The sequence below is a fragment of the Pedobacter panaciterrae genome, assembly GCF_013204795.1.
In the GTDB taxonomy this organism is placed as follows: domain Bacteria; phylum Bacteroidota; class Bacteroidia; order Sphingobacteriales; family Sphingobacteriaceae; genus Pedobacter; species Pedobacter panaciterrae.
Genome location: NZ_JABMKW010000003.1, coordinates 63,647 through 84,531, shown reverse-complemented (window position 1 = coordinate 84,531; position 20,885 = coordinate 63,647). Strand labels below are relative to the sequence as shown.

Annotated in this window: 16 protein-coding genes; 9 read left to right on the top strand and 7 right to left on the bottom strand. The window is 37.6% G+C overall.

Features of this window, described 5'->3' with window-relative positions; all coding sequences use genetic code 11:
* Both HQN86_RS00920 and HQN86_RS00915 read left to right on the top strand, forming a co-directional pair.
* Nucleotides 1-1,482, top strand: a 1,482-nt coding sequence (locus HQN86_RS00920; RefSeq protein WP_246269371.1) for an alkaline phosphatase, incomplete at its 5' end; no start/stop codon positions are given.
* A gap of 97 nt (nt 1,483-1,579) precedes the next feature.
* The gene (locus HQN86_RS00915; RefSeq protein ID WP_172659177.1) at nt 1,580-2,695 is read left to right on the top strand and encodes a hypothetical protein; all 1,116 of its coding nucleotides are present in this window, start codon (nt 1,580-1,582) and stop codon (nt 2,693-2,695) included.
* A 73-nt stretch (nt 2,696-2,768) separates the two neighbouring features.
* Here the strand turns inward: HQN86_RS00915 and HQN86_RS00910 are convergent, their stop codons facing one another.
* Together HQN86_RS00910 and HQN86_RS00905 are read right to left on the bottom strand one after the other, a co-directional pair.
* Nucleotides 2,769-3,188, bottom strand: a complete 420-nt coding sequence (locus tag HQN86_RS00910) for an SH3 domain-containing protein (RefSeq protein ID WP_172659176.1) — start codon at nt 3,186-3,188, stop codon at nt 2,769-2,771.
* Nucleotides 3,189-3,206: 18 nt separating this feature from the next.
* Nucleotides 3,207-3,707: a BON domain-containing protein gene (locus HQN86_RS00905; RefSeq protein WP_216854300.1), complete on the bottom strand. Its 501-nt coding sequence runs from the start codon at nt 3,705-3,707 to the stop codon at nt 3,207-3,209.
* A 192-nt stretch (nt 3,708-3,899) separates the two neighbouring features.
* On the opposite strand from HQN86_RS00905, the gene HQN86_RS00900 reads away from it, so the two are divergent.
* The 4 genes from HQN86_RS00900 to HQN86_RS00885 all read left to right on the top strand — a co-directional run bounded on the left by HQN86_RS00900 (nt 3,900) and on the right by HQN86_RS00885 (nt 12,414).
* Nucleotides 3,900-5,078, top strand: coding sequence for an oxygenase MpaB family protein (locus HQN86_RS00900; RefSeq protein WP_172659175.1), 1,179 nt, complete (start codon nt 3,900-3,902; stop codon nt 5,076-5,078).
* A gap of 240 nt (nt 5,079-5,318) precedes the next feature.
* Complete coding sequence (locus HQN86_RS00895) at nt 5,319-8,444, top strand: SusC/RagA family TonB-linked outer membrane protein (protein WP_216854299.1); 3,126 nt, start codon at nt 5,319-5,321, stop codon at nt 8,442-8,444.
* Between the two features lie 15 nt (nt 8,445-8,459).
* A complete protein-coding gene (locus HQN86_RS00890) occupies nt 8,460-10,013 on the top strand; it encodes a RagB/SusD family nutrient uptake outer membrane protein (protein ID WP_172659174.1) in 1,554 nt (517 codons plus the stop codon).
* Between the two features lie 79 nt (nt 10,014-10,092).
* Nucleotides 10,093-12,414 carry an alpha-L-rhamnosidase-related protein gene (locus HQN86_RS00885; RefSeq protein WP_172659173.1) on the top strand — a complete coding sequence of 774 codons (2,322 nt, stop codon included), beginning with the start codon at nt 10,093-10,095 and terminating at the stop codon, nt 12,412-12,414.
* A gap of 39 nt (nt 12,415-12,453) precedes the next feature.
* Here the strand turns inward: HQN86_RS00885 and HQN86_RS00880 are convergent, their stop codons facing one another.
* Complete coding sequence (locus tag HQN86_RS00880) at nt 12,454-13,284, bottom strand: phytanoyl-CoA dioxygenase family protein (RefSeq protein ID WP_172659172.1); 831 nt, start codon at nt 13,282-13,284, stop codon at nt 12,454-12,456.
* A gap of 183 nt (nt 13,285-13,467) precedes the next feature.
* On the opposite strand from HQN86_RS00880, the gene HQN86_RS00875 reads away from it, so the two are divergent.
* The gene (locus HQN86_RS00875; protein ID WP_172659171.1) at nt 13,468-13,938 is read left to right on the top strand and encodes a YciI family protein; all 471 of its coding nucleotides are present in this window, start codon (nt 13,468-13,470) and stop codon (nt 13,936-13,938) included.
* A 1-nt stretch (nt 13,939) separates the two neighbouring features.
* Here HQN86_RS00875 and HQN86_RS00870 read toward each other — a convergent pair whose 3' ends face one another.
* Nucleotides 13,940-15,310 carry an exonuclease domain-containing protein gene (locus tag HQN86_RS00870; protein ID WP_172659170.1) on the bottom strand — a complete coding sequence of 457 codons (1,371 nt, stop codon included), beginning with the start codon at nt 15,308-15,310 and terminating at the stop codon, nt 13,940-13,942.
* A 199-nt stretch (nt 15,311-15,509) separates the two neighbouring features.
* On the opposite strand from HQN86_RS00870, the gene HQN86_RS00865 reads away from it, so the two are divergent.
* Nucleotides 15,510-15,875, top strand: a complete 366-nt coding sequence (locus HQN86_RS00865) for a response regulator (protein WP_172659169.1) — start codon at nt 15,510-15,512, stop codon at nt 15,873-15,875.
* Between the two features lie 65 nt (nt 15,876-15,940).
* On the opposite strand, the gene HQN86_RS00860 is transcribed toward HQN86_RS00865, so the two are convergent.
* The gene (locus HQN86_RS00860) at nt 15,941-16,342 is read right to left on the bottom strand and encodes an OsmC family protein (protein WP_172659168.1); all 402 of its coding nucleotides are present in this window, start codon (nt 16,340-16,342) and stop codon (nt 15,941-15,943) included.
* Between the two features lie 154 nt (nt 16,343-16,496).
* Here HQN86_RS00860 and HQN86_RS00855 point away from each other — a divergent pair, with 154 nt between their 5' ends.
* The gene (locus HQN86_RS00855; protein ID WP_048906181.1) at nt 16,497-16,733 is read left to right on the top strand and encodes a hypothetical protein; all 237 of its coding nucleotides are present in this window, start codon (nt 16,497-16,499) and stop codon (nt 16,731-16,733) included.
* An 18-nt stretch (nt 16,734-16,751) separates the two neighbouring features.
* Here the strand turns inward: HQN86_RS00855 and HQN86_RS00850 are convergent, their stop codons facing one another.
* Nucleotides 16,752-18,023 carry a nucleoside recognition domain-containing protein gene (locus tag HQN86_RS00850; protein ID WP_172659167.1) on the bottom strand — a complete coding sequence of 424 codons (1,272 nt, stop codon included), beginning with the start codon at nt 18,021-18,023 and terminating at the stop codon, nt 16,752-16,754.
* 52 nt (nt 18,024-18,075) lie between these two features.
* Entirely contained in the window at nt 18,076-20,868 is a 2,793-nt protein-coding gene (locus tag HQN86_RS00845; protein ID WP_172659166.1) for an alpha/beta hydrolase family protein, read from the bottom strand.
* Between the last annotated feature and the right edge of the window lie 17 nt (nt 20,869-20,885).

Sequence of the window (20,885 nt, the reverse complement as noted above, 5' to 3'; positions counted from 1 at the left end):
AACAATTTCATAATTCTATCTGACCGGATTTCTAATGGTACATATAGATCTTTGCTGATTGAAAATATTTTTAAGTATATGAATAGAAGATCACTATTAAAAGGCGGAATACTTGCTGGTATAAGTATGCCTTTTGTTGGTTTGCATGATGTTATTGCCAAACCGATCGGAGGAGTAAAAAAGGCGAAAAATATCATTATGATGGTAAGTGATGGCATGAGTACAGGAACATTAAATATGGCCGATCTATATGCTAACCGTACGTTTGGCATAGGAAGTAAATGGCTTGACTTATATAGAAATAACAAAGCTGTAAGAGCTTTAATGGATACGGCTTCAGCAAGTTCAATGGTTACCGATTCAGCAGCTGCCAGTTCATCCTGGGGTGGTGGAATGAGGGTAAGGAATGGCTCATTAAATGTTGGGATGAGAGGAGAGAAACCTCAGCCAATACTTCAAAAATTTAAAGAGAGTGGAAAGAAAGTTGGCTGTGTAACTACAGTTCCAATTACCCACGCCACACCGGCTGGCTTCTGTGTAAATATAGATAACCGAGATGGACAAGCTTTAATTGCAGAAATGTATTTAGAACTAAAATTTGATGTGATGATGGGTGGTGGAAGCAAATACTTTGATTCAGAAAGAAAAGATGGCAGCATTATACCTAAATACCTTACCCAAGGTTTTAAAGTTGCAGAAAACCGTGCTGAAATGCTTGCTCTTGATAAATTAAAGCCGGTTTTGGGATTGTTTGCTGAAGATGGTTTGCCTTATGAAGTAGATCGAAAAAATGACCCTGAATTGATAAAGACTGTGCCTTCAATAGCTGAGATGACGATGAAAGCCATAGAACTAATGAAGGACCATAAGAATGGTTTTGCATTACAGGTTGAAGCTGGAAAGGTAGACTGGGCTGCACATTCAAATGATGTGGCAGGTTTAATATTTGATCAATTGGCTTTTGATGAAGCAGTTGGGAAAGTAATAGAGTTTGCTGAAAAGGATGGAGAAACTTTGGTAATCATAACAACAGATCATGGTAATTCTAATCCTGGGCTTTTTTATGCTGATGAAGCCGACAAGAAATTTGACAGTCTGCAACATTTTAAACATAGTAATACTTGGCTGCTTACTCAATTAAACCAATCATTTGGTGAACAAAAGATTACAGAGATAATTAGGGAGAGTCAGGGATTGGAGATGAAACTGGAAGACGTAAAATCTTTAGTAGCTCATTTTAAAGATATCGTTCCGGGCCAGCTATATAATGAGTCGAATCTTCCATTTTATGAGTATGGAAAGATTATGGGCAAGTATACCGATGTGCAATGGGCAGGAATGAACCATACAGGAGATTACGTGGAGCTAACAATGTTTGGTCCCGGTTCAGAACAGTTAACCCCTTTCATTAAAAACTATGAGCTTCATAATTTTATGTTAAATGCTGCAGAAATGCCAGCACATTTTTTGGTTAAAGCTTAAAAGGTTAATTAGAAATAAAAAAAGCCATCTGATAATTATCAGATGGCTTTTTTTATTTACTGAAGAATTGCCGTAAATTGAATTAAATATTATTCCTATGAAAAAGCTATTTAAATTATGTCTGCTCTCGATGTTCCTTTTTGCTTGTGTATCAACCCAAAAACTATACGAGAAGGGAGAATATGATAAGGCCTTTTATGCTGCAATTAGTGATCTTAAAAAGAATCCATCCAATTCTGATGCTTTAATAATTCTTCCCGATGCATACAAAGAAGCTTCGACCAGATATGAACAGGATATTTTGGCAGCGAAAGGAGGAAAGGGTAGAAAATCAGAACAGTTTGCAAACATCTATAACGGTTATTTCTCTCTGCAAAAAATGTACGATGGTTTTAAGAATGCAGGCGTAAAGATAAGCACTTTCAGTCCCAGAAATTATGAGAGCGAATTAAATCAGGCAGCGTTGAGTGCTGCTGAAGCACATTATAATAGAGGAATTGCGCTGTTGGATAGGCAAGACAGGGTAAGCGCCCGTAACGCTTATAATAACTTAAAGCTAGCTGATGAATATGTTCCCGGTTTTAAAGATGTGATAGAAAAGAAACAAGAGGCTCATGAAGCAGCTATTACAAATGTGTTGGTTACTAAATTTGATCAGCGCTTTGGATATTATTCAATAGATGGGAGCTTCTTTGAAAGAGATATTCTATGGAACTTAAACTCAATTGGTAACTCTAATTATTATGAATTTTATACCGGAAATGAAGGGCAAAATAGAAGAATTGATCAGAATTTAGAACTCTCGATGTATGACATCTGGTTCAGCAACCTGGCTACCAATAATTATTCATATAGAGTGTCTAAAAAGATTCCTGCTAAGAGTGATAAAATGTCGGGAAGTGCCAGCACTATTACCGTTACAGCAACTATAAGTGCTGTGAGAAGAATCATAAATTCACGAGCCATAATGGACTACAGGATCACAGATGCTGTATCCCGAAAGTTGATCGCATCAGACAGAATTCCGGCACAATATACCTGGGAAAGCCTTACTGGTAAATATACTGGCGATTCAAGGGCTTTAAGTGCAAAAGATTGGGATATAGTTAGGGGTAATTTTAACAACAGACCTGACTATAATGAATTGTACAGGGAACTTACACGTCAGATCATGACTCAGTTTAATTTTAGGATGCGGGATATTTATCGTTAATGTTCAAATTAAATGGGGGTGTCTAAAAAGAGATGACGACTTTATCTTTTTAGACACCCCTTCTTTGGTGTGATTAAAGCGGTGTCAGGTATTGCGTATAGGAATATCCTGCAGCCCCATTATCAGTTTTAATCTCCCACCATTGGTCATTTGCTTTGCTAACCAGTGTAACCACCTCATGCCTGGCAGCCTTGCCTACAATATCAGCATCGGTACTAGGACCGCTACGAATATTTAAGTTAGAGCTGTTGGTTGTTACTTTTAGTTTTGAACCTTCTGTAACGCCAGCTATGCTATTGATATTCATCACTAAATCGCCAGAAGAGTAATTGGGATCGAGACGTTCATAAGTATCCCACAGTTGTTGCTTTATTGAACCACTGGCATCGCCATCAATATATAGCACACCTTCCTGCTCACGTACATTTAGGTTGTTAACCCCCTGTGCAGTAGCAGTATCTATCAATTCTTTATATTTTTCTTGTAAAGCCATTTTATATATCTCCTTTAACTATTTAATAACCAGTTGTGAATTGTCTACTTTTTTAGGTTTCAACGCATTTAAAGCCATCATCAATTTCTGGAGATTTGCTTTTTGGATTTCACCCTTTAATGTGACTACGCCATCATTTACCGTTGCAGTTACTGTGGGGAAATCTTTAGTAGCATCCTTAACGGCATTGGTAAGCACATCAGTAGCGGCTACAGGTACGCTCGGAGTTTCGGGGACCACAGTCAGATTGTTTACAACAGATTTAACTCCGGCAACTCCTGCAACAGTTTTATCGACGTCTGCTTTAGTTGCATCATCAGGAACCTGGCCCGATATTGTTGCTACGCCTTTTTCAACAGTTACAGCGGCTTCGGCAATGTGTGGGTTTGAGAGCAGTGCAGTTTCCACTGCGGCTTTTACAGCATCATCTTTTGGGCCACTTTTGCAGCTTGTAAACGTGGTTCCCATGATAACCAGGGCAACCAAGAGCGCGGTTGTTTTCATTGTCAGATTTTTCATACGGTTTTATATTTTGGTTTTAAGTTTGGTTGATGTGTCTATTCGTCTTATATAAAGAAAGATAGCGCACCATACCTGGAAGGAAAACAATGATCAAAAGAAATTGTTTTATCAACTGAAATTAAATCAAGTGATGAGAAATATTGTATGCAGTTTTGCAGTATCTTGGTTAAATCAAACAATCATATTTATATGGATTTATGCTTAAAAAGGTTTTGGGAGAAGGGTAGCGGAAGGCAGTTAACTGAATGGTCGGGAGCCAAACTCAATCTTAATATCCCAAATAAGTTTGTGAAGCTGGTCACTAAATATGATGTTTTGGGCGATGAAGCAGCAAAAGAAATATTTGATGGAAGAAGTTTTGGCGAAGCCTATTTATACGTAAGGCAATTATCTAAAAATAAGGTTCTTGAAGATGATAACTTAACTGATCACTTGAAAAAAATGTTTTTAACTATGCAGGAGAAACCTGCCTGGGTAAACGATGACTTGATAAAAATGGGCTGCAATTTATGTATGCGCAGTGGAACTAACGCACTCATTTCTTTGAGAGATTATAGCCTTATGAGTGGTTATGATTATGCTTACTTAAACAAGGCCCTTATTTATACAGGTGCGCTAAAAAAGGGGCCTGCTAAAAGAATAACCGATACATTGGATTTTTGGGTACATGTTACACGTGATAAAGCTTTAGAAATTAATGGACTTGGCTATCAGTATATTGTCAGAACCAGGATGATACATTCTTTTTCAAGATTAATGATTAAAGAAAAACACACAGATTGGGATAAAGAAAAATGGGGTGAACCAATTAATTTAGGCGATATGATTGCCACTAATATAGGATTTAGCCTTTTCTATCTTCATGGGCTTCATAAATTGGGTATGCAGATTTCGGAAAATGAAGAGCTTGGTGTTTTTCATCTTTGGAAATATGTTGGCCATTTATTAGGGATCCCGGAAAACCATCTGCCAAATAATAAAAAGGAAGCTACAGAAATGTTCTATTTATGGACGGATACACAAGTTTCTGCCGATGAAGATTCCGTAATGCTGGCCAATGCTTTGGAAAATGAATCTATTGCCTCCCATATTTTTAAGAAAGCTTATCAAAAGAATTTCATTAAGTATCTTCATACTTGTTATGTTCGCTTTCTAATTGATGAAGAAACATGCAATAGACTTCAGATTTCTAAAATTAAAATGTATTCTCTTTTCCCGATATTTAGAAAGTTGCGCAACAAGCTTTTGCAAAAAATCACTAGCATAAGCAGTAAAAACTATCAACGAGCCGTATACGTGGGTAATATCCTTCAAACAAAAATTTCTGAAGAGTATTTAAAAGCCGATAGTAACATCCATTTCAAATAAAATATAGCTTTTCAGTTCTTGTGATTTTCCAAAAAGTTTAAAAGATTAATCATATATATGATTTAAAACTAGGGAAAGCTAATTCATTATGTCAAAAAGTACAAATATAAGTGCCTTTTGGTAAAACGGAAATAATTGGCCAATGCTTAGGTTTGTTTTAGTCAATAGAGTGAGTAAGACCTTACAACTCTTTACCTCAATTCTATTATAACCTAAATATAAACCAAATCTAAACAAGTTATGAAAAGGAAAAGATTGCTTTTTTTTATCAGAAGGGGCGGATCATGCCTGGTTATGTCTTTGATATTTTATTTACCAGCACAATCAAAGACATTCACAAAAGAAAATTTATATGGATATCATGTCCAGCAGCAAGGAGTTATTTCAGGTAAGGTGGTAGACCTTCAGGATGGAAAACCATTAACTGGAGTTACAGTTGCTGTGAAAGGTACAAATCAGAAAACAACAACTAATAACGAAGGAAATTATCAGTTAACAGCTGCACCCTCCGCTGTGTTGGTTTTCTCATCTGTGGGATATCAAACCAAGGAAATTCCGGCAAATGACAGATCTGTTATTAATGTTCAGATGGAATCTGCCAGTGAAAAATTAAATGAAGTGGTAGTTGTAAGTTATGGAACACAAAATAAAAGAGAAGTTACAGGGGCTGTAAGCCAGCTAAACACGAGTGAGGTTAAAGACATGCCTGTAGCTAATATCGGTCAGAAATTACAAGGGAAATTTGCAGGCGTGCAAATCGCAAACAACTCTGGAGCTCCGGGTGCAAATATGTCATTTAGAATCAGAGGAGCTGCTTCGATCAACGCAGGAAACAACCCACTAATTGTAATTGACGGATTTCCATCTACCAGCGGACTCGAAACGATCAGTCCGGATGAAATAGCAAGTATTACAGTATTAAAGGACGCTTCTGCCTCTTCTTTATATGGTTCAAGAGCTTCAAATGGGGTAATTCTTGTCACAACAAAACAAGCCAAAGGTGGACAAAAAAGTATCGAACTCAGCTCTTACGCAGGATTGGTAAGGGTATCTGACAGAGGGAAACCTGATTTGATGAATGCACCTGAGTTCGCTCAATTTAAGAAAGAATATTATGAAGATGCTGCCCGATATGAAGGCTATACCGGTGGTGTTCCGAGCGTGTATCAGAATCCACAACAATACGGGGCAAATTCAGGTACCAATTGGTATGACGTTTTATTGAGGGATGCAATTACCCAAGATTATAACTTATCGTTAGCGTCAGGTGGAACAGATTTGAAATCGACCATTAATCTTAACTACAATAAGCAGGAAGGGGTGATCTTAAATACTTTTGCAAATCGAATAAGTGGCAGAACTAATAACATTTATAGTGCGACAGATAAACTAACTATTGGATTTAATCTGTCAGGTACTTACCGACGCAATCAGGTAACTCCCGGGCTTGATAATGGACGGGCCATTATTCAGCAGGCATTTTTAATGGATCCAACGTTAAACTATAAAAATCCGGATGGTAGTTATCCGATTAGTTTTTCGCAGCCTGGAATGTTCGCTAATCCTAATTTTTACCTGGTTTTAACTCAAAGAGTTAATCCTTCGGAGCAAACAACGGTTTTAGCTAATGCATTTGCATCGTATAAGATTATTCCCGGATTAGAATATAAAATTAGTTTGAATGGGAACACCGAGAGTGCGATTAACAGATCGTTTACGCCATCAACAGCTCAGGGTGGTTTGGGAGGTGCTCCCCCTCAACCTCCTACGGGAAGTTACGGTACTAATAGATTCTTAAATTTACTGGCCGAGAATACCCTTACTTATCAGAAAACCTTTAATGAAAAACATAATCTGGATGCCTTTGTGGGTTATACCTTTCAAAAATTCAGATCGGAAAACAGCAATATTCAAGCTTCAGAATTTCCGGATGATAATGTTCAATGGATAAATGCAGCAACTACCAGAATAGGAACTGCAGGTACAACAGAATCCTCATTATTATCGTACATAGGCCGCTTAAACTATAATTACGACAATAAATATTTGATTTCACTGGCGTTTAGAAGAGACGGTTCGTCAAGATTTGGAACGGATAATAAGTATGGTAATTTTCCATCGGTTTCAATAGGATGGGTAGCTTCTGATGAGAAGTTTATGAAAGAACAGGATAAAATAAGCCTGTTAAAATTTAGGGCAAGTTATGGTAAAGTGGGAAATAACAATATTGGAGATTATACCTACCTGGCTTCTGTAAATTCTGATAATTATGTGTTTGGAAACCAGGTAACACCAGGTAAATCTCTTGACGGGATCGGCAATTCCTTTCTTACCTGGGAAACTACATCTAGTTTCGACGCTGGTGTTGACCTTGGACTCTTTAATGACAGGTTGAGATTAACCTATGATTACTATTGGAAAAAAACGGATGGACTGCTTTATAATGTAGATATCCCTGTTCAATCTGGGTTTAACAGTATTACATCAAATATAGGCCGTTTTGATTTCTGGGGGCATGAGCTGAGTTTGGAATCGAGAAACCTCGATGGTGAATTAAAATGGACTACAGGTTTTAACATTTCCTTTGATAGAAATAAGGTAATCAAATTAGGCACAAACAATGCACCTATTGGAGGATATAGTCTTTATTGGGATGATAACAGAACAGCTGTAGGTAATCCAATAGGAATGTTTTACGGATATATCAATACTGGTGTATATATGACCCAGGAAGAATTTGATACCCAGCCCCATGGTGCAACTTCTATGGTGGGTACAGCAAGATTTAAAGACATTAGTGGGCCAGACGGCGTTCCTGATGGTATTATAGATGAAAATGACAGAACTTACATCGGTAACCCAAACCCTGATTTTACTTATGGATTAACGAATAGGTTTAGTTATAAAAACCTAGATCTAAGTATTGTTATTGCAGGTTCTGTAGGAAATGAGATAGCAGATGATGCTTTTCAATCAACCGAAAATCTGGATGGTGTCTTTAATGTAAGAAAAGGAGTAGCTAAAAGATGGCGCTCAATTGAAGAGCCGGGAGATGGAATTTATCCAAGAACAAGAACCGGCACCACTGCCGACTTCCGCAATTTTACGTCCAGACAGGTCTTTAGTGCTACTTATTTGGCTGTAAAGAATATAACGCTGGGCTATAAGCTGCCTTTTAAACCCAATGAGTATATCAAAAACGCCAGGGTATATTTCAGTACTCAAAACCCTTTAATTTTTACTAAATATCCGGGGATGAATCCTGAAGCAGGTATGTCCGGACTTAACGGTTTAAGTCAGGGACGTGATTTTACTTCTTATCCAATCTCTCAGATTTTTACACTGGGACTTAACGTAGGCTTTTAATCTAGAAAAATAATCATGAAAAATAAAATATTATACATCGTGGCAGTTTCCATTGGATTTCTTTCCTGTAAAAAAAGTGAGCTTGATCTTGTACCTAAGACCAGTGTTAGTGCCCCAACTTTTTTTAAAAGTGAAACTGAATTTCAGCAGGCTGTAGTTTCTGCTTATAGCAACCTTAGAGGAGTTGCTTTTACAGGTATTTATATGGATGAAATGCGTTCAGACAATACCTTCTTTAATTATTATTCATCAGACAGAGGATCTGAAACCAGTATAGAAGCAATGGCGGTCTTCCTTGACAATAGTTTGTCAAGTGCAGAACCAAATAATGCAGGTAACAGGTACGGAAATGATTACTCTGGAATTGCTAAGGCAAATACAGTACTGACCAGACTGAAAGCGAACACGATTGGACTTTCGCAGTCATCTATGGACGATCTTTCGGGGCAGGCCTTATTTCTTCGTGCATATTACTATTTTGATCTTGTAACGCATTATGGGGGCGTGCCATTGCAATTGGAGGAGATTGTCTCAGAAACTGGTGCATTCCTGCCTAGAAACACAGTTGATGAAGTATATGCTCAGATCATTGCTGATCTGAATGATGCCATAGCAAAACTTCCGGTAGCGACAGCTTTTCCTCAAACCGGAAGGGTTAGTAAAGGTGCTGCCAAAATGCTCTTGGCTTATGCTTATATGTCTAAGCCAACACGCGATTATGCGAAAGCAGAAACTGAGCTGTTAGATATCACCAAGATGAATTATACACTTCTACCAAATTATACCGATGTGTTTTCGCCAACAAATAAAAACAACAGCGAATCAATTTTTGAAGTACAATATAAGGCAGGTAACGATGGTCAGCAAAGTGATTTTATATGGAGGTTTATTCCAAAAACTACCAATACAGAAGCCATTCTTGGATTACATGGAACCAACCAAAGAGGAGGTATTACTAGTGGGGGATGGAATGCGCCTACTCAAGAAATGGTGAGTTCATATGAAAGTGGCGACAAAAGACTGCCAGCTTCAATTGGTGTAGCAATTGGCACTCAAACCGGAGATTCTTTTACAATAAGCTCCGTTGTTAGTCCTGTTAATTTCACACCGCCTGCCGGAAAAACATTTTATTACTTTATAAATAAATATGTGTTTCCACCATATACTGTTGAGTGGAATACAGATCAGAACTGGCCGGTTTACCGTTATTCAGGTGCTTTGTTGCTGCTTGCAGAATGTCTTGTTAAGCAGGGTAAAAATGCCGAAGCTCTGCCTTATTTAAATCAGGTAAGAAAAAGAGCAGGATTACCAAATCTGGCTTCTGCTACTGACGATAATGTAGCCAGCGAAATGCGACATGAACTTGCTTTTGAAAACCATCGCTGGACTGATCTTGTTCGCAATGGAAAGGCAGTAGAAACTTTAAATGCAAAAGGGAAGCAGCTTAAAAGCCTTTATGGTTGGCTGTTACCAGCCTCATTTAATGTAACTAATAATAGATTGATCTATGCAATACCATCTAGAGAGGTGCAGATAAATAGTAACCTGGTTCAAAATCCAGGATATTAGGCTAACGCATCATGATAGATACGCCGTCATCTCGACGATAGGAGAGATGACGGCATTTTTTAACAAATAATTAAGAAATATGAATTATCTGATAAGATCTTTTTGCTTTATTATTGTCTTATTCATAAGTATTTCCTGTTTCTCTCAGACAGAGCGCTGGCAAGCAGAATGGATTGGAATTCCTCATGCAGAAAAAGACACTAACTTATGGACGTCTTTCCGAAAGCAGGTTTCTATCGATAAAATTCCAAATAAGGTGCTTACCAAAATTAGCACCGATTCTAAGTATTGGCTGTGGGTGAATGGGAAAATGATCGTATTTGAAGGTCAATTAAAAAGAGGGCCTAATCCACGTGACACCTATTATGATGAAATTAATCTGGCACCCTATCTTACCAAGGGAAAAAATACGATCTCTATATTAACCTGGTATTGGGGAAGAGATGGTTACGACCATAAAAATAGTGGTAAATCGGCTCTTTTGTACGATATGACGATAGGAAACAACGTAATAATATCAAATTCAACTTGGAAAGTGATGCGGCATCCTGCTTTTGGCAATACCAGCGCACCTTTACCAAATTATCGCTTGCCCGAGTTTAATATTTACTTTGATGCTCAGAAAGATATGCCGCTTTGGAACCAGCCAGATTTTGACGATCATTCCTGGGTAAATGCTACTTCCTATGGGAAGCCACCAGTTTCTCCATGGAATAATCTGGTGAAAAGACCCATCCCTTTTTGGAAAGATTCGGGACTTTTACATTATACTAATAACGCTAATCTGCCAAAGGTGAGTGATGGCAATCCGATTGTTGCCAAATTGCCTAAAAATATATCCATTACCCCATATTTAAAGATCGATGCTCCGGCTGGTTTAAAAATAGACATTCGAACAGATAACTATAAAGGCGGTAGTGAGTATAACGTTCGTACAGAATATATTACAAAAGCAGGGATACAGGAGTTTGAAACATTTGGATATTTGAATGGACATGAGGTTCATTACTCTGTTCCTAAGGATGTGAAAATTATTGACTTGAAATACCGGGAAACCAGATATGATACCGAACAGATAGGTAAATTTAAATCTGATGATCCTTTCTATAATCGTCTTTGGGAAAAATCATATAACACACTAAATGTTAATTTGAGAGATGCAATTCAAGATCCGGATAGGGAAAGGGCACAATGGTGGGGAGACGCGGTAATACTAATGGGTGAAATTTTGTATGCCTGCGACAGAAATGGAGAATTAATTATTAATAAAGCAATTCGTAACCTTGTTGACTGGCGAAAACCTGATGGGGTATTATATTCGCCTGTTCCTGCGGGTAGTTGGCATGGCGAACTTCCAGCTCAAATGCTTGCCAGTGTGGGGAAATATGGTTTTTGGAATTATTATCGTTATACTGGAGACACTGCTTTGATTCGGCATGTTTATCCTACAGTCAAAAATTATTTGCAATTGTGGCGTTTAGGGGACGATGGTTTAGTAATACATCGTCCGGGAGGATGGGACTGGATGGATTGGGGAGAAGATATTGATACCCCATTACTGGAAAACGCATGGTATTATATGGCCGTTGAAACTGCAGTAAAAATGGCAGAGCTAACAGGAAATCAATCTGATATAAAAGCCTATCAGGAGTTACTGAAATCTATAAAGATAAATTTCAATAGAAAATTTTGGAGCGGCAGTGCTTATAAAAGCCCAACAAATAAAGGTGTTATTGATGATAGGGGGAATGGATTAGCTGTATTAACAGGTTTAGCAGATAGTGGGAAATACGAAGCCATTAAAAATGTATTAAAGACTGAATTCCATGCCAGTCCTTATATGGAAAAGTATATAATGGAGTCTTTCTTTATTATGCATGATGCTAAAGGTGGGCTGGGAAGAATGAAAAAGAGATATGCTAATATGGTTGAAAGCCACCTCACTACATTGTGGGAAGGCTGGGGGATAGGATCCGAAGGCTATGGCGGGGGATCGTATAATCATGGTTGGTCTGGTGGCCCATTAACACTTTTAATTCAGTATGTTGCCGGAATTGCTCCGGAAGAGACTGCCTATAAAACGATTAGTATATTACCTCAACCCGGAAACTTACATGAGATCTACTGCGTTACGCCTACCGTAGAAGGAAATATTACCGTGGATCTGAAAAGGAGAGATAACAAACTCACCTTTTTTGTTGATATACCACCCAATACCCTGGCTAAAATAGGTTTGCCCAAAATGGAATCTGGTTTGTCCAATATATCATTAAATGGGAAACTGTTTGTGAAAAATAAGAAAAGTCTTAAAAAACATCCCGAGGTTATATTTAAAGGAGAAGATGTAAATTATTTTCTGTTTGATGTTAAACCCGGTAAGTGGTCATTCGTATTGTATTAGAAACTCGAGGATAATGCATTATCCCCGAGTTTATTTCTGTTAGGGTAATGAAGGATTTTTAGTATAGATCAAAGGATTTTGTTCGTCATCATTTAACAGGTCCCCTACTTTCAGCTTAGCTACCTGCTCATCAGATAGGATATTCTGGATTCCATTAAACGCAGCACCATCAGGCATAAAAGCACAGGTCATAGCTCGTCGAAAGCCCTTTGTCATGTTAGCACCAGCACCATGTATCGTTAAGCCATTGTGAAAAGAACAGCTACCAGCTTTCATAGGAACCGCCTTTGAATCAGAAATAGAGAGTTCAGGATAGAACTTAAATACTTCATCCATGTTCTTGCCTATACCTGGGTTTTCAAAAGAGGTTGAATGATATGAACCTGGAAGGAAATACAGGCATCCATTTTCTAGAGTGGCATCATCAAGTGCAATCCAGATGGATAAAGCGCGGCGGTCAGAAAAGGACCAAAAAGGCGTGTCTAAGTGCCACGAAGTAGGGTTGGCCCATGGACGCTTTATCAATGCCTGATCATGCCATACCCGTATTCCATCACAGCCAGATAAGTCAGCAACCATTTTCCCTAGATTTTCATCGAGTATTAACTGTTTTACTTTTTCATTGGTTTGCCATAAGTTGAGCATTTGATCGAATACCTTTCCAAAATAGTCGGCATTTTTATTAATCCCATCCTCTTCACCAGTTTTAGTATCTTTCCCCGGTAGTTTTCTGCCATCGCGTTGAATCAGTGCCTCAGTTACCGCTTCGCGCCAGATTTCTAATTCATCCTTATCTAAAAAATCTTCAATAAGCAAAAAACCATTCTTTCTGTAATCTTCAATTTGTTGTTGTGTGATTTGTGTCTTCATCTGTTTTTACAAAAGGTTATTGATACGAATTTACCTTGTTGGTTTGGAAAATATACTGCCTTTAATTTGTTATTATTTGCACTTTCTGATATTGTAAAGTCGCTTCATACTTTCTTTAATTCAATTTAAAATCGTTAAATTCAGTATGTACTTTTACCTCAATTGTACTTATCTATATCCAGGATGAAAAGAAAACTCACAATAATAGCCCTGCTAATCTGTACGTTACTTGTTGCCAATAAAGCAGGAGCTCAGGAAGTAAATAAAAACTACGATGAAAAATTAGCTAAAGAACTTAAAGCTGATGATTATGGGATGAAGAAATACATTCTGGTAATTTTAAAAACGGGTTCTGCCAAAGATTTACCCAAACCTTCATTAGATAGTATTTTTAAAGGACACATGGCGAATATAACCAAACTGGTTAACGAGGGGAAGCTGGTTGTTGCCGGGCCGCTTGGTAAAAATGACAACGACTATCGCGGTATTTTCATTTTCGACGTAGAAAGCACCGATGAAGCACAAAAGTTAGTAGAAACTGATCCCGTTATTATGAGCAAAGTAATGACCGCAGATTATTATCAGTGGTATGGTTCTGCAGCATTAAAAGAAACCGTAAAAATCCACAGCAGGATAGAAAAGAAAAGTCACTAGTTTAAATTGCTATTTTCTTTTGAGGGAACTGCTCCGTGTGTGATAATATCATATGAAGGATGTAGTCATTGGAAGGGTAGGGCTGTAGGACTGATTTTAGCTCTTCAGGCGCATTAATATCTGCATGATGTGAAATGTACCCCATGCCATAGAATTTTCCTTCCTCTACAAGCAAACAGCTTTGTTCGTCTTCAGTTCTTCCTTTATCAATAACGGCAAAAGATGGCAACATCTTTTTTAAATCTTCAATAGCATATTTAACCCTTACGTTGTAGGCAGCAGCAGATTCTTTACCTACACAGGCACCGGTACAATTACCTTCTTCATAAGCTGTACAAGCTTGTCGGTTTTTCTGAATAAAGCAAAGCTTTTCGCACAGCAAATGTTCTTTTATTAATGCCTTTAAAAGATTATGCCCCTCTAGTATGGTATTAAAACTATACAGGGCCGGTGTATTTTTTTTAAATTTATCTATGCCCAATCTTATATAGCCTTTTTGATCTTCGAAAGCATACAAACTATATTTCTGTTCAAAACGCTTTAAAGCTCGGTTGTTTGTTGGCCATAGTTTCTTGATCTCTGTGGCTTCCAAAATAAAAGCCATTAGTTCTGTACCACATACTTCAAAATCTACACTGTAAATATCCTTGAGGAAATCCTGACGCTGTTTACTTGTGCTATTGCCTGTAAAATGAGAACAAACCCTCTTTTTCAGGCTTTTAGCTTTACCAATGTAGATCACTTTACCCTTTTGATCTTTAAAGTAATATACACCGGGGCTTAAAGGCAGTTTTTCTATTTCCGATTTCGGTAAATTAGGAGGCAGGGCCTGCTCTTTTGAAGCTTTTCTTAACGATTGATTGATAATCCCTTCAGCATCTGCCTGTAAAAGCATACCTAATAGAATTGCCGTAGCAGCTGCATCTCCACCTGCACGGTGCCTGTTGTTTATCTCTATACCTAAAGCATTACAAAGCTTACCCAGACTGTAAGAACGATGACCTGGAAGTATTTTACGGCTAAGCCTTACGGTACAAAGTTTATTGCATTGAAGCTGATAACCTGCCAATGATAATTGATGTTTAACAAATGAAAAATCGAAATTTACATTGTGCGCAACAAAAGTTTTATCGTGCAGCAATTCATATACTTTTGGAGCTATATCATTGAACAACGGAGCATCTATAACCATTTCATTGTTTATGCCCGTTAATGCCTGTATGTATTCAGGAATTTCCTGAGCAGGGTTAATCAGTGTTTCAAACATATCTATTACAGAAACACCATCATGAATAAGAATTGAAATCTCTGTGATTCCATTTCCTGAAGCAAAGCCACCTGTTGTTTCTATATCTACTACCGCGTAAAGCATGTTTTTTTAAAGCCTTTATGAAATGTAAATATGCTAATAATTTTAGTAATAAATCAAATTATTGGGATTTAGTAAATTTTTTGATCTAGTAAATTAGTTTTAACAAAAATTGTCCCAGATCACTTTTCTAGTATTTAATTAATAATAATGAAAAATGTGGCATATAAATCGCTTATAATTAGCTAAAAGAGTTAGTGAAATGTCCAGAAAAATATTAGCAGTTGACGACGATAGTGATATAGTTGATATTATTAAGATTGTATTGGAGGGTGAGGGTTTCGAGGTATCTACTTTAACCAGCGGGAGAAATGTATTGAATGTCATATCATCGTTAAGGCCTGATCTGGTATTGTTAGATGTGATGCTTGGTGGAATTGACGGCCGGGACATTTGCAAAGCAATAAAAGCACACAATTTATTTAAAAATATTCCTGTTGTAATGATCTCTGCAAGTCACAATCTGCAAAGTTTATTAAAATTACCAGGCTCACCTAATGACTTTCTTTCAAAGCCATTTGATATCGATAGTCTTGTTAAAAAAGTCAAAGCCCAATTTGCGGCTTAGTTACTTGCCAACTGTACTAATTAATGTATAAATAGTACTAAATTGTATATAGTAAAACGCTTTTGTTACCTGGTCTCAATTCTTATGGGATTGGTTAGTATTTTATGAATGGGGCACTTGTCTGCTATCTGCATTAAGCGTTTACGTTCCTCTTCTGTTAATGTCCCAATCAGTTCAATTTTTCGGGTAATAGTTGTTTCCTTGCTCATTTCCTTTTCCTCGCAAATAGCCAACTCTATTTTAATTGCATCAAGGTTGTATTGTTTCCGATCAGCATACATTCTAACGGTAATAGCTGTGCAGCTTCCTAAACTAGCAAGCAACAATGCTCCAGGTGTCATGCCTTCATCTGTTCCGCCTATGCTTTCAGGTTCATCAGAATAAATAAAATGCCCTCCTGCATAAACCTTAGTTTTATAATGAGACCTGTCTAGCTCTGTAATTGCGGTAATTTGATTATCTGCCATGTTTTAATGTTATGCAGATAAAGCTACAATTAAATTTAAGCATTCTCATTCATAAAATAATCATCTAGATTTAACAATAATATAGCAAGCATTTAAAATAGGCTAAACATATTATAACTTAATTTGTTATAGAAATAACTAACCAGGTATCAGTATGTTAAGTAGCTATTTAAATTTCAGATTTGATGTTCAGGGCAAGCCCATAAACGGATTCTGTATGCGCATACAGGATGATTTTCACGAAACCTATGCAGTAATAGTAGATGGCTACCATTCTTTTTGTGTGTGGTTAGATTCTACTTCCACCTGGAGGTCTTCTAAGCATACCAGTTTAGAACCCACTGCACTTGAACAGATTATTAGCAGAATAATATCAACAGAATCTAAATAATTCTGTAATCTATATTTCTTATCCAAAAAATAAATAAGCGAGACCTATTGCTGTACATACCCCAACAAGATCGGCCAGCAGCATTGCGCCAATAGCATAACGGGTATTCTTAATACTTACAGAACCAAAGTAAACTGCAACTACATAAAAAGTAGTGTCAGAGGCACCCTGGAAAATGCCAGAAAGCCTGCTTGCAAATGAATCCGGACCATAGGTTTCCATAGTACTTACCATCATTCCTCTTGCAGCACCGCCACTCAGTGGTCTTATTAAAGCCGTAGGTAAGCCTTCTACGAATCTGGTGTCGGCCCCTAAAAATGAGAAGAAATCTTTTATACCCCCAATTATTACATCAAAGGTGCCACTGGTGCGAAGCATGCTTATTGCCACCAGCATCCCAACCAGATAAGGGATAATTTTAACGGCGGTTTCAAATCCATTTTTTGCACCTTCAACAAATGCATCAAAAACATCAATCTTTTTATATAGTGCCCCAAGTATAATCAACAGAAAAACCAATAGTATAAGTCCGTTGCTTAAAATTCCTGAGAATGATTTTATTCCATCGGCATTAAGCGAAGTAATGTATAAAACCAATAATGCAATGATGAAAGAAAGACTAAGGATCCAGACAATGACTACAGGTTGAAGCAGGTTAATCTTTTGTTTAAAAGAAACAATAAGCATTGCTGCCATGGTGCCAACAAAAGTAACGATCAGACAAGGAATAAAAATATCAGTTGGATTAGAAGCATTTTGAGAAGCCCTGATTGCAATAACACTAACCGGAATTAAGTTTAAACCAGCTGCATGAAGGCAAAGAAACATGATTTGGGCATTTGATGCAGTATCTTTACTTGGGTTTAGCTCTTGCAAACTTTCCATAGCTTTTAAGCCAAAAGGAGTAGCTGCGTTATCTAAACCTAATAGATTAGCAGAAAAGTTCATAATCATGTGCCCCATAGAAGGGTGGCCTTTTGGAATATCCGGAAATAATTTAGAAAAGAAGGGCCCAACTATACGGGACAATAAACGAATGCCGCCAGCTTTTTCAGCAATGCTCATCAAACCAATAAATAGCGCCAAAATACCTACTAGTTTAAGACATAACTCCACAGAAACCCAGCAGGTTTCAATAATGCCATCTAGTTTTAAAGGATTTGCAGGGTCACTGGCTTTGCCAATGACCATCCAATTAAATATATCAGATTGTCCAAAAAAGAAACACTTTATAGTGGCTACAACAATTGCAACAATGATAAAGGCCGACCAGATTCTACTTAATGCCATTAGGGATAGTTAGTTTTACGATGTTAATGTAGGGATTTTAAACAATATATCCCTATGGCTTTTCATCAGTAAGCTCAAAACCCCATGTTTTACCTTTTTCTGTTGCCGGTATACCCTGTGTCATCCATAAGGGTGCTTTAGCTCCTTTTAAATAATAGTCAAAGAACTGCTGTTCACGGATTTGGATGTCTTTTCTGTTCTGGCGCTTTATCAGGTTATGCGCCTCATTATTGTAGTTTAACATCCATACCGGTTTGCCCAACCTTCTTAAACCTGTAAACATTTCAATTCCCTGGTACCAAGGTACTGCGCCGTCGGCATCGTTGGCCATAATTACTACCGGTGTATTTACTTTAGGTAAGGCAAATAATGGAGAGTTTTCGATGTATAATTCTGGTTTTTCCCATAAAGTTGCACCAATCCTGCTCTGTGTTTTTTCATACTGAAACTGTCTGTTCATCCCACTTTCCCAACGCATACCACCATAAGCAGAAGTCATGTTTACTACCGGAGCACCCGCCCATGCAGCAGCATACATATTTGTTCTTGTAATTAAATGAGCTACCTGATAGCCGCCCCAGCTTTGTCCCTGGATACCGATTTTAGTGCCATCAACCCATGAGTTTTTCTTTAAAAATTCTACCCCGGAATTAATGAATTCTTCTGCAGATTTGCCAGGATAGCCACTTTCATAGCTTATATCTGGTGCAAAAACCAAATACCCATTGCTCACAAAATAAGAGATGTTTAATCTTGAAGGAGTAGGAGCTGGTGGCTGATACGTATATAATCCATTTGATAACTTCTCGTAGAAATATACAATCATAGGGTATTTCTTAGCCGGATCGAAATCTTCAGGCTTGTAAAGAATACCGTCGGCTTTAAAACCTTTAGGTGTACTCCAGTTAACCAGTTCCGCAGTTCCCCAATTGTAATTTTGTTGCTGAGGGTTGGTATTACTTAATTTAACCTCGGTTTTCATATCTGTTGATACGAAAACATTAGGAGAATTGGTATAATTTGCCTTGTCATAAATATAGCGATCGGCATCTCTTGCTTTGCCTAAATTTGAATACTTAAACTTAGCCATAACAACAAGCTCCGGGCTCTTATTGTCGCCGATATTCTTTCTGTAATATCCGTTTTCTTTAGTTGTATTGTTAAAGGCGTCAAGCAGTATCGTCTCTTTTTTACCCAAAAAGCGAACGGTGGTGTCTAGTTGTTGATAGCGGAAAGTAATGTTGTTCTGCCTGCCAAAACCATTGGTGATGTTTTGCGGAGCATTTTTTCCGTCTGGAGAGAATTCCCAGATGTCGTACCTGTCGTATAATAGAACAGCTTTATCATCCTCAGTCCATGCAGCAAGTCCGTAAGCATCTGGCTGATCCGGTACATCATTTTCTTCGTCTACAAGCTTAACATTTAATCCGTTATTTAGGTGTGTAATCTTCCCTGTTGCAATAGTATAAGTGTACCAGTTAGCTGTTTTTTTGTCGAAGTAAAGTATAAATTTTCCAGATGGTGATGGCATTGCAGTTCCCACAAGCCCTTCAATGATCTTTTTTCTTGATCCTGTTTTTGTATCAACCAGATAATAGTCTTTAATAGAATTTGCAGACCACTGTGATTGGATTCTGTTGCCAAAATCTGATGATGCAAGTACATAGTTCGAGTTACCTTCATCAATTAGTTTAGCTTCAGGCAGTTTAACGTCTGTTAAAGGCACTACTTTTACATCACTATTAAATATTTCGATAGAAGTTAAATAAGTTCTTTTCGATTCCTTTTCAGCATTTTTTAGCTGCATTGGCTGCAGGTAGTCGTCTTTATAACTCCATACATCCAGCTGTGCATGCTCAAAATCGATAAGGGTAGTATCTTTTGGTTTTTTAATTGGAGCGATACCAAAAAACAGCTTTGTGGCTTCTTTGTTGAAGTTTAATTTTCCATCGCCACTAACTGCCCATTTAGCAGGGAAGCCGGGGATGTCATTGTCTACCAAAACCTGGGCAGTATCTAACGAAGGTGAGTTATAGTATACAAAGTAATCTTTAATTTCGGCTTTTTCCGGACTTCTTTCTCCTAGAAATGCAAGTGATTCACTTTCATCGTCAAACACAAAGTTTTTGAAACTTCCTTTTCCGTTAACCAATGTTTTAAGCGTGCCTTTTTCTGTGTTTAAAAGAAAAACGCCTGTTTGAGCTGTCTTATCTTTTTTGGAACCTGTGCAAGCAAAGGCAAGTTGTTTACCATCTTTACTGAAAACATATTCGTTTACAAATTTAAAAGTACGTTCTGTACCTGTTGTAAGGTTTCTGAAAATCAGATCAGAACCTTCTTTGTCATCCTTTTTAGCAGTGTCTCCCTGTGCTTTCTTTGATGTATCTATAGGTTTTTCTAGTTGATAGGCAAGTAAGGCTAAGCCATTCTCTGGTAGTTTAAAAGATTTCACACGCGCAACCTTTGCAATAGCGAGATTAGTTAAGTTGGCTATGCCCAAAGAGTCCTTTGGCATTTCTTCTATTTTTTTCTTTTTGATTTTTGCTTGTCGTATAGCCGAATAAAAAGGTTTAATGGCAAACACGGCGAATTTAGAATCAGCACTAAACTGAGCACTTTCCACCCGGTTTACTTTTGTTTTCGCATTGGTAAGCAGATTCGTTAAATACAAATTTGCATCTCCTTCCTGCGCAGCGATGCCATATGCCGCCCAATTTCCATTGTTGGATAACCTTCTGGAAGCAACAGATTCCCAGGCATCATACACTGTGTGGTCAAGCGGTTTCTTTTGCGCAAAGCTGATCGTTGTAAAAAATAGGAGAGAGAGAAGTAGATATTTCTGCATAATTAAAATGGTTGTTT

Excerpts from the sequence above, each read along its gene's own strand:
- HQN86_RS00915 (WP_172659177.1), top strand. The coding sequence starts at position 1,580 with ATGAAAAAGCTATTTAAATTATGTCTGCTCTCGATGTTCCTTTTTGCT.
- HQN86_RS00910 (WP_172659176.1), bottom strand. The coding sequence starts at position 3,188 with ATGGCTTTACAAGAAAAATATAAAGAATTGATAGATACTGCTACTGCA.
- HQN86_RS00905 (WP_216854300.1), bottom strand. The coding sequence starts at position 3,707 with ATGAAAAATCTGACAATGAAAACAACCGCGCTCTTGGTTGCCCTGGTT.
- HQN86_RS00900 (WP_172659175.1), top strand. The coding sequence starts at position 3,900 with ATGGATTTATGCTTAAAAAGGTTTTGGGAGAAGGGTAGCGGAAGGCAG.
- HQN86_RS00895 (WP_216854299.1), top strand. The coding sequence starts at position 5,319 with ATGAAAAGGAAAAGATTGCTTTTTTTTATCAGAAGGGGCGGATCATGC.
- HQN86_RS00890 (WP_172659174.1), top strand. The coding sequence starts at position 8,460 with ATGAAAAATAAAATATTATACATCGTGGCAGTTTCCATTGGATTTCTT.
- HQN86_RS00885 (WP_172659173.1), top strand. The coding sequence starts at position 10,093 with ATGAATTATCTGATAAGATCTTTTTGCTTTATTATTGTCTTATTCATA.
- HQN86_RS00880 (WP_172659172.1), bottom strand. The coding sequence starts at position 13,284 with ATGAAGACACAAATCACACAACAACAAATTGAAGATTACAGAAAGAAT.
- HQN86_RS00875 (WP_172659171.1), top strand. The coding sequence starts at position 13,468 with ATGAAAAGAAAACTCACAATAATAGCCCTGCTAATCTGTACGTTACTT.
- HQN86_RS00870 (WP_172659170.1), bottom strand. The coding sequence starts at position 15,310 with ATGCTTTACGCGGTAGTAGATATAGAAACAACAGGTGGCTTTGCTTCA.
- HQN86_RS00865 (WP_172659169.1), top strand. The coding sequence starts at position 15,510 with ATGTCCAGAAAAATATTAGCAGTTGACGACGATAGTGATATAGTTGAT.
- HQN86_RS00860 (WP_172659168.1), bottom strand. The coding sequence starts at position 16,342 with ATGGCAGATAATCAAATTACCGCAATTACAGAGCTAGACAGGTCTCAT.
- HQN86_RS00855 (WP_048906181.1), top strand. The coding sequence starts at position 16,497 with ATGTTAAGTAGCTATTTAAATTTCAGATTTGATGTTCAGGGCAAGCCC.
- HQN86_RS00850 (WP_172659167.1), bottom strand. The coding sequence starts at position 18,023 with ATGGCATTAAGTAGAATCTGGTCGGCCTTTATCATTGTTGCAATTGTT.
- HQN86_RS00845 (WP_172659166.1), bottom strand. The coding sequence starts at position 20,868 with ATGCAGAAATATCTACTTCTCTCTCTCCTATTTTTTACAACGATCAGC.